This window comes from uncultured Roseibium sp., assembly GCF_963675095.2.
Lineage (GTDB): Bacteria > Pseudomonadota > Alphaproteobacteria > Rhizobiales > Stappiaceae > Roseibium.
The window spans coordinates 45,781-54,318 of sequence record NZ_CAXXSJ010000013.1 but is presented as its reverse complement, the minus strand read 5'-3'; the positions used below and the strand labels follow the sequence as shown (position 1 = coordinate 54,318).

The following is an 8,538-nucleotide window of genomic DNA, read 5'->3' as shown; positions in this document are numbered from 1 at the left end:
AGTCATGGGATGACGGCAGCGAGAGGCGAAGACCTGCCTCCGGCACAGTTGTCGTCCCGGACGGAGCGCAAGCAGAGATCCGGGACCCAGTACGCCGTGTGGCTTGCGAGTGGAAAGAAAAGCGAATTCAGTAGTTTACTGGATCCCGCCTTCGCAGGGATGACGAAGGAGAGGTCCGGTCAGGACTCCATCTCCTCCTTCAGCATCTCCAGTTCCAGCCACTGTTCTTCCGCGGAGTCCTTTTCCGCAGTCAGTTCGGTGATTTGTGCCGAAAGCTTCGCGAATTTGTCCGGGTTCTTCGTGTAGAGCGCCGGGTCGTTCATCTCCTGCTGCAACTGGCCAAGTTTTGACTCAAGGGCCTCAATGGTTTGCGGCAGGGTCTTCAATAGGTGCTGCTGGGTGAAGCTGAGCTTCGACTTTCCGGCGGGCTTGGCCGCCTTTTCCGCTGGTGCGGGCTCTTCCCTGGTCTTCTTCGGCGCCGCCTTTTCCACCTTGCGCGCGGTCACGCCTTCGCCGCGCTGGGCCAGCATGTCGGAGTAGCCGCCGGCATATTCCTGCCATTTGCCGCCTCCTTCCGAAACGATGACGGAGGTCGCCACCCGGTCGAGGAAGTCACGGTCGTGGGAGACGATCAGCGCGGTGCCCTCATAGTCGGAGAGCAGTTCCTGCAGCAGGTCGAGGGTTTCCAGGTCGAGGGTCGTTGGTCGGCTCGTCGAGCACCATCAGGTTGGATTTTGCCGCCAGCGCGCGGGCAAGCATGGCCCGTGCCCGTTCACCGCCGGAGAGCACGCCGACGGGCGTGCGCGCCTGTTCCGGCGAGAACAGGAAGTCCTTCATGTAGCCGATGACGTGCTTGGTCTCGTTGCCGACGACCACCGTGTCGCCGCGCCCGCCGGTCAGAACGGAGGAGAGCGTGTCGTTCGGGTTCAGATGTTCCCGCTTCTGGTCGAGGGTGACCATCTCCAGGTTGGTGCCGAGACGGACGGAGCCGGTGTCGGGTGTGAGTTCCCCGGTAAGCATCTTCAAAAGCGTCGTCTTGCCGGCGCCGTTCGGGGCCGACGAAGCCGATCCGGTCGCCGCGCTGGATGCGGGTGGAGAAGTCCGTGACGATCGCCCGGTCGCCGTAGCTCTTGGAAATCGCCTTCGCCTCGATCACCAGCTTGCCGGAGACTTCGGCGTCCGTGGCGGCGAGCTTGGCGGTGCCCTGCGGCCCGCGATGATCGCGCTTCTGCTGGCGCAGGTCGGCGAGTTCGCGCACCCGGCGCATGTTGCGCTTGCGCCGGGCGGTGACGCCATAGGTCATCCAGTGCTCTTCGCGCTTGATCTTCTGGGCAAGCTTCTGCTGGTCGATCTCTTCCTGTTCGAACACCTCTTCGCGCCAGGCCTCGAAATGGGCAAAGCCCTTGTCGAGTCGGCGGGACGTGCCCCGGTCGATCCACACGGTGGCCCGCGACAGGTTTTCCAGGAAGCGCCGGTCGTGGGAAATCAGCACGATGGCTGATTTCAGACCTTTGAGTTCCTCTTCCAGCCATTCGATGGCCGGCAGGTCCAGGTGGTTGGTCGGCTCGTCAAGCAGGAGCACGTCCGGCTCAGGCGCCAGCGTGCGCGCAAGCGCTGCCCGGCGGGCTTCGCCCCCGGAGAGCGCTTTGGGGTCTTCCTTGCCCGTGAGGCCGAGCACGTCGAGCAGATACTGGCCGCGATAGGGATCGTCGCCGGGTGCCAACCCTTCGTTCACATAGTCGAGCACGGACTTGTAGGCGGAAAGGTCCGGTTCCTGCGGCAGGTAGCGGATGGTGCGACCCGGCTGGAAGAAGCGCTCGCCGCCATCCGCCTCGATCTGGCCGGCGGCGATCTTCAGCAGCGTCGACTTGCCCGAGCCGTTGCGCCCGACCAGGCAGATCCGGTCGCCTTCGGAAACGGAAAGCTCCGCGCCGGTCAGGAGCGGCGTGCCGCCGAAGGTCAGGTGAATGTCGCGCAGGGTGAGGAGAGGAGGGGCCATGAAAATCGATTGCGTGTCTGGAGGGGTGTCCGGAAGACCGGTTGCCGTCAGGAATACGATCCGCGCGAGAGTTTCAAGTGAATTCCTTATTCGCGCCCTGATTTCGGTGTCTTGTGGTAACCTTCGGAATGTGGGTCGGGGCTTTGGAAGTGTCCATGCTGTGGAGGATGGAGATGATACCGTCTGTGTTTTCTCTCAAGGCCAATCGACGGGTTGGCAATGTCTGCCTGGCCGCGATCGCCACGATCGGTCTTGTCGCCGTTACTCTTTCCTCGGCCGAGGCGGGTGGCCGCCATCATGGCCACTACTATCGCGGCGGAAACTACTGGGGTGGCGCGGCAGCGGCCGGTGTCATCGGTCTGGCGACAGGAGCCATCATCGGCTCGGCCTTGTCCAGCCCGGGTTATTATGCCGGACCAAGCTATTATGGCGGGCCGATCTACTACGATCCGCCGCCCTACCGGTATCTTCCGCCCGCGCCTTATCCCTACCGGTCCCGGGCCTATGTCAACCCGCCGCGCTATTATCAGCCGCCGGCCTATCGCCCTGTCCAGTGGTCGCCGGAATGGGTCGCCTACTGCGCGCGCAAATACAAGTCCTTCAATCCGCGCACAGGAACCTACCGCACTTACAGCGGCCGGGTCCGGATGTGCCGTTGAAGCGAAAGATCAGAGTGCATTCGACACGGAAAGCGCCGGATTCCAAAGTTGTTTCGGTGTCATCTGCGGCTCGCCCTCCGGGTCTTTCTCGAAAACGATCGCGTAGATCTCTGGTGCGAGATTGTGGACCGACTGGGCGATATGACGCTTCATCCGCCGTTTGGCGGAGGCTGCGTCGCGGCGTTCGAAAGCGTCCAGGATGTCGATGTGCCGCGACCCCTCGTTTCGGTTCCACACAATATTACCCTGATGGCCGGAGACCATGTAGCGGTGCAGCTGTAAATGCGCCCGGTTCAGGAACGGTTCGAGCATGGGCATGTCCGCCAGATCGAAAATGAAGCAATGCAGGCGCCGGTCGATTTCCGAGCAGGCAAAGACGTCGCGCTTCTCCCGGCTTTCTTCGTAGAGGTCAATAAGCTCCCTGAGGTCGGCGATCTTGGCATCATCAGCTGCCGCAACCGCGCGTTCGACGCCGGTGCATTCCAGATGCACGCGCATGCGGGTCAGGATGACGGCTTCGTCCTGGGTCGTTCGGGTGACGAAGGTTCCCTGGTAGCCGCGCCGGTCGACGAGCCCGCATTCCTGCAGCCGGAGAAGCGCTTCACGCACAGTGCCCTGCGAACAGCAAAACTCCTGCGCCAGAGCCTGTTCGGTAATTGGTGAATCGTCCGTGAGATACCCCAGCAAGATCCGGCGTTTCAGGATTTGATGCACCGTCTCGGACTTGCTTGTGTTTTTCCCGGCAAACAGCGGATTGGCGGCTATGTCGGCCAATGTCATTGGTCGGTCTGTCTCCCTCTAGATCCAGACTGCCATCCCCAAAACCGCACAAGCCGTACTTCCGGTCGAATGCCGGATTTTATTCGGTCGCTTCGGTTTAATCCGGTCGATAATTCCTGATCGACGGATCGATGGGGCCGTGCAGATCCTTTTAAACGTCCGGTGCACTCAGGTTCCGAAGGCTATTGTTTTGGTGAGCTCCATTCCGGCTTTTGTCCGGTAACGCAGCTTCTTGTTGAAATCGTTTGCCCACGACACTTGACTGCACCCGCCCGGAACGGACCTTCCAGAAGGTCTGATCCCGGCATTTGTTGCATGTTTTATCCATTGTTATTTTGGCTGAGAATTCGGACAATTACTATATTTGACTATTCGATCACAAATTCGCGACTTTTTGAACGATCAGTCAATTCTGCGTGTGAGATAATACGCGCAGCCAGTTTTTGTAGGACAGTTTTTCAATGAGCTTTTCATCGAAACCGGCATCCCGAAACGCATGAACCAGCTTTTGCAGGCCGGAAGAATCACCAAGCTCCGCCGGCACCATGCAGCCGTCGAAGTCTGATCCAAAGCCGACACGATCCTCGCCGAGCCGTTCCACGAGATAGGCAAAGTGGCGAACGATGGTCTCCAGCGGTGTGCTTCGGTCGTAGCGTCCGTCCTCGCGCAGGAACGCAATATGAAAATTGACACCTACAAGGCCATCGCTCTCCCGAATGGCGTCGAGCTGGCGGTCGGTCAGATTGCGGGCGCTCTGACACAGCGCATGGGCATTGGAGTGGCTCGCGACGAGGGGATGGCGGCTCGTTTCGGCCACGTCCCAAAACCCTTTTTCCGTCAAATGCGACAGGTCGATCAGGATCTTGAGGTCGTTGCAGGCGGTCACCAGGGCCCGGCCGGCATCGGTCAGCCCCGGCCCGGTGTCCGGAGATGAGGGAAAGGCCATCGGCACCCCGTCGGCAAAGGCGTTCTTGCGGCTCCAGACCGGACCGAGCGAGCGCAGGCCGGCCGCGTGCAGAACTTCCAGCGCGTTGAAATCGGTATCGATCGCCTCCGCGCCCTCGATATGCAAAACGGCGGCGATGCTGTCTTCCGCCATGGCCTTTTCGATGTCGGCAACACTGCGGCAAAGGGTGAAGCCGCCTTCGGAGTCCCGCTCCAACCGTCGCGCGCGGGCCGCCATACGCATCGTGAAACCCAGAGCTTCCGGCTGGGATATCTCGGCGTAATTGGCCGGATCTCTCGGATTGAAGGGCTTGGTGAAGTCCTGGTGGATGTTCGAAGGCACGAACATGGCGAACAGCCCGCCGGCAAATCCGCCTTCACGCGCGCGCGGCAGGTCGATATGTCCCTGTTGGGTACGGTCGAAAAAGCTGCGCTCCTTCGCCGTGCCCGCCTCGATTTCCAGTTTCAAAAGGGTGTCGTTGTGACCGTCGAAGACGGGGATCTTGTTCGAAGACAAAAGCGGAAACCTCGGGCTGACGGGAGGAGGGGAGGGAGAGACAAAATTAAAGCCTGTCTCATATTTGTCGATACCTGTCCGAAATTTCCAGTGCCGACCGGGTCCGCCCCAGAAAGCGCTTGCCAATGGACGTCAAACTGCGCATGAAAATGCGAGGAAAACAGCGGAGCCATCATGCCGAGCGAATTTGACCCGACGAAAACGTCCCCTGCGGAATCTGTGAGCAATTCGTTCAGCCGTCGCGCCCTATTGGGTGGCGGGCTGGTGATGATGGCAGTCCCGCTTTCGGGCGGCTACTCGGTCGGTCTGCACGACCAGCCGGACCTGCCTGACGAAACCTTCGATTACGCCTCCGCCTATGCGGCATGGCCGGATGGCGACTACACCTGGCCGGCGATCAACTACAAGTCGTTCGACCAGAAGTTCTGGCGCCAGGTGGTGGACTACAAGTCTCATGAACAGCCGGGCACGATCATCGTCGACCCGTACAACAATTTCCTCTACTGGACCCTGTCCCGCAAGAAGGCCCTGCGCTACGGCATCGGCGTCGGCCGCTCCGGCTTCGCGTGGTCCGGCGAGGCTCTGATCCGCGTCAAGCGCGAACACCCGCTCTGGCGGCCTCCGCAGGAAATGATCGCGCGCAAGCCGTCGCTCGGTCGTTACTGGGAAAAGGGCATGGAGCCGGGGCTGAAAAATCCGCTCGGCGCCCGCGCGATGGATCTCTGGCAAGGCTCCACGGACACGCTGTTCCGCATCCACGGCACCAACAAGCCCTCCAGCATCGGGACGAAAGCGTCCTCCGGCTGCATCCGCATGTGGCAGCAGGACGTGATCGACCTGTTCAGCCGCGTTCCCCTGCGTACCAAGGTCATCGTTCTGACCAAGGAACAGGCGGAACAGCATCAGGTCGTCTGACCGGGTTTCGGAATATCGACGAGACAGAGCGGCCTCCAAGAGGGCCGCTCTTTTCGTTTTAACTCGCCGTCACCGGCATAAGCGCCACGTCATAAAGCACTGCGCTGAAATGGCAGATGGCGGCCGCCAGCACGAAGGCGTGCCAGATGGCGTTCTGAAACGGCAGTCGTTTCCAGGCATAAAACGCCGTGCCGACCGTATAAAGCAGGCCCCCCAGAAGGATCATGCTGAAGCCGAAGCCCGAAGCCTTGTCGAGCAGGGGCTTGAAGGCAAAGACCACCACCCAGCCCAGAGCCAGGCACAGGGGCACGGTGATCCGTTCAACGCCCTTCAGATTGACGAGTTTCAGCATCGCGCCGGCGAGTGCCCCCGTCCAGACGACGGCAAGCAGGATGCCGCCGGTCCAGCCGCCGATGATCATCGAGGCCAGCGGGGTGTAGGTGCCCGCGATCATCAGGAAGATCGCCGCGTGATCGAGCTTGCGCAGCAGTCCCTGCTTCTTTTCCTTGGCAAAGATGTTGTACAGCGCGGAGCAGATCAGCATGGCCATCAGGCAGCCGGTATAGACGAACACGCTCACCTGCCGTCCGGTGTCGGGCGAATTCCACAAGATCGCGATCAGGGTGATGGTCGCCGCAAGGCCGAGGCCGATGCCGATCACATGGACGGTTCCGTCGGCGATCTTTTCCGCAAGCGTTTCAATGCGCATGGCTGCTCCCGCTGTGTGCGTTCAAGACACGGGTGAGCGTGATGGAAACTCAGGGCGCTTTCAAGGCGGGATATTGGGCAGACGGGACAATTATCCGGCAGCACTGCGGAGCGGCTGCTCGGCTTCCGCCTCTTCCTGGTGCGAGGCGACCGAGGCGACGAAATCGTTGAAGCGCTCGCCCTGGATCAGGACATGCTGGCGCAGGAGGTCACCGGCTGCTTCCGCATCGCCGCGGGCGATGGCATCGACGATCTTCTGGTGTTCGGCCAGAGACATCTCGACACGATTGCGCACGCGCAATTGCAGGCGCCGGTAGACCTTGAGCCGGTTCTGCAGGGTCCGGGCCTGATCGGCCAGGAAGCCGTTGTGGCTTGCCTTGTAGATCGCCTCGTGAAAGGTCTGGTTCGCGTGGTAATAGGCGTCCGGGTCCCCGTCCTCGCAGGCGAGATTGCAGGCCTCGTGGGCCGCCTGGAGACTGGCGAGTTCCTTGGAGGAAATCCGCCGTGCGGCAAGTCGGCCACACATGGCCTCCAGCTCCGCCATCACCTCGAACATCTCGATCAGCCGGGGAATGCCGATTTCCCGCACGAAAGCGCCCCGCCGCGGCCGGATTTCGACCAGGCCGGAGACGGAAAGTTCGATCAGGGCTTCCCGGATCGGCGTGCGCGAGACGTTGAAACGGGTGGCAAGCGTGACTTCGTCGAGGCGGGTACCCGCGGGATAGCGTCCGGTCGCGATGTCGCCTTCGAGGGCTTCGCGTAGGGTTTCGGCACGCCGGGCTTTGCTGCGGGATTTGGTCATGGGCTCAATTTATGCAAAAAGCCAATTCTTGTATACAAAAAAGATTGACTCGCATGCGAGAGCTATGTTTGCCTTGGACTTGGCGGGTAACCGCCCGCGCGCAGACTTCCGTAAAAATTGGATGGCGCGCTAACGGGAGGAAATTATGAAGACATTTATCAAGACGGCGCTCGTCCTGAGCGCTGCCGTATGTGCCGCCATGCCTGTGGCGAATGCTGCCGATGTTACCTTGAAGGCGTCGCACCAGTGGCCGGGCGGCAAAGGTGACGTTCGCGACGAAATGGTCCAGATCCTGGCGCGCGAAATGGAAAAGGCTAATGTCGGCGTCAAGATCCAGGTCTACCCGGGTGGTTCGCTGTTCAAGCCCAAGGAACAGTGGGGCGCCATGGTCAAGGGTCAGCTCGATGTTTCGGCCTTCCCACTGGACTACGCCTCCGGCCGCCATCCGGAATTCTCCGCCACCCTGATGCCGGGTCTGGTGCGCAACCACGAGCGTGCGGCGCGCCTGAACACGTCGCCGTTCATGGACGACATCAAGCAGGTCATCACTGACGCCGGCGTCGTGGTTCTGGCGGATGCATGGCTCGCCGGCGCATTTGCGTCCAAGAAGCAGTGCATCACCAGCCCGGACTCCATGAAGGGGCAGGTAACTCGCGCGGCCGGTCCGGCCTTCGAGCAGATGCTCGTCGGCGCCGGCGGTTCGATTGCCTCCATGCCGTCTTCGGAAATCTACACCGGCCTGCAGACCGGCGTTCTGGACGCTGCCAACACCTCGTCCGGTTCGTTCGTGTCCTATCGCCTCTATGAGCAGGTGACCTGCCTGACCAAGCCGGGCGCCAATGCGCTTTGGTTCATGTATGAGCCGATCCTGATGTCCAAGCGCAGCTGGGACAAGCTCTCCAAGGAGCAGCAGGACGCCCTGATGGCGGCGGCCAAGGTGGCCGAAGACTATTTCGCCGGTCAGGCCAAGGGGCTCGATGACAAGCTGGTCAAGGCCTATGAGGATGCCGGTGTCGAGGTCGTCGAAATGTCCGCCGACGATTACAACGCATGGCTCGCGATCGCAAAGGAGACCTCCTACAAGAACTTCGCCGAAAAGGTCGAGGGCGGTCAGCAGCTGATCGACAAGGCTCTGGCGGTCGAATAAGCCGGTAGATACTTTCCTCCGGCCCGGCGCGCATCAGCGCCGGGCCGGCAGACCTTCATGACAACC

7 protein-coding genes and 1 pseudogene are annotated in these 8,538 nt (G+C 61.2%); 3 read left to right on the top strand and 5 right to left on the bottom strand.

Going from position 1 to position 8,538, the window contains the following annotated elements; translation table 11 throughout:
• Positions 1-179: 179 nt before the first annotated feature.
• Positions 180-1,999, bottom strand: a pseudogene (locus ABIN98_RS05210) (ABC-F family ATP-binding cassette domain-containing protein).
• 173 nt (positions 2,000-2,172) lie between these two features.
• Here ABIN98_RS05210 and ABIN98_RS05205 point away from each other — a divergent pair.
• Positions 2,173-2,658 (top strand): BA14K family protein, encoded by a 486-nt coding sequence (locus tag ABIN98_RS05205; RefSeq protein WP_346908021.1) that lies wholly within the window; start codon positions 2,173-2,175, stop codon positions 2,656-2,658.
• A gap of 9 nt (positions 2,659-2,667) precedes the next feature.
• Here ABIN98_RS05205 and ABIN98_RS05200 read toward each other — a convergent pair whose 3' ends face one another.
• Positions 2,668-3,438 carry a GntR family transcriptional regulator gene (locus ABIN98_RS05200; RefSeq protein ID WP_346908019.1) on the bottom strand — a complete coding sequence of 257 codons (771 nt, stop codon included), beginning with the start codon at positions 3,436-3,438 and terminating at the stop codon, positions 2,668-2,670.
• A gap of 406 nt (positions 3,439-3,844) precedes the next feature.
• A complete protein-coding gene (locus ABIN98_RS05195; RefSeq protein WP_346908017.1) occupies positions 3,845-4,900 on the bottom strand; it encodes a dipeptidase in 1,056 nt (351 codons plus the stop codon).
• 174 nt (positions 4,901-5,074) lie between these two features.
• Between ABIN98_RS05195 and ABIN98_RS05190 the strand changes: the two genes are divergently transcribed.
• The gene (locus ABIN98_RS05190) at positions 5,075-5,815 is read left to right on the top strand and encodes a L,D-transpeptidase (RefSeq protein ID WP_346908015.1); all 741 of its coding nucleotides are present in this window, start codon (positions 5,075-5,077) and stop codon (positions 5,813-5,815) included.
• Positions 5,816-5,873: 58 nt separating this feature from the next.
• Here the strand turns inward: ABIN98_RS05190 and ABIN98_RS05185 are convergent, their stop codons facing one another.
• On the bottom strand, positions 5,874-6,524 hold the full coding sequence (locus tag ABIN98_RS05185) for a hemolysin III family protein (protein WP_346908013.1): 651 nt from the start codon (positions 6,522-6,524) through the stop codon (positions 5,874-5,876).
• Positions 6,525-6,614: 90 nt separating this feature from the next.
• Complete coding sequence (locus tag ABIN98_RS05180) at positions 6,615-7,325, bottom strand: GntR family transcriptional regulator (RefSeq protein ID WP_346908011.1); 711 nt, start codon at positions 7,323-7,325, stop codon at positions 6,615-6,617.
• A gap of 199 nt (positions 7,326-7,524) precedes the next feature.
• On the opposite strand from ABIN98_RS05180, the gene dctP reads away from it, so the two are divergent.
• Positions 7,525-8,472, top strand: coding sequence for a TRAP transporter substrate-binding protein DctP (gene dctP, locus ABIN98_RS05175; RefSeq protein ID WP_346908025.1), 948 nt, complete (start codon positions 7,525-7,527; stop codon positions 8,470-8,472).
• The last annotated feature ends 66 nt before the right edge of the window (positions 8,473-8,538 follow it).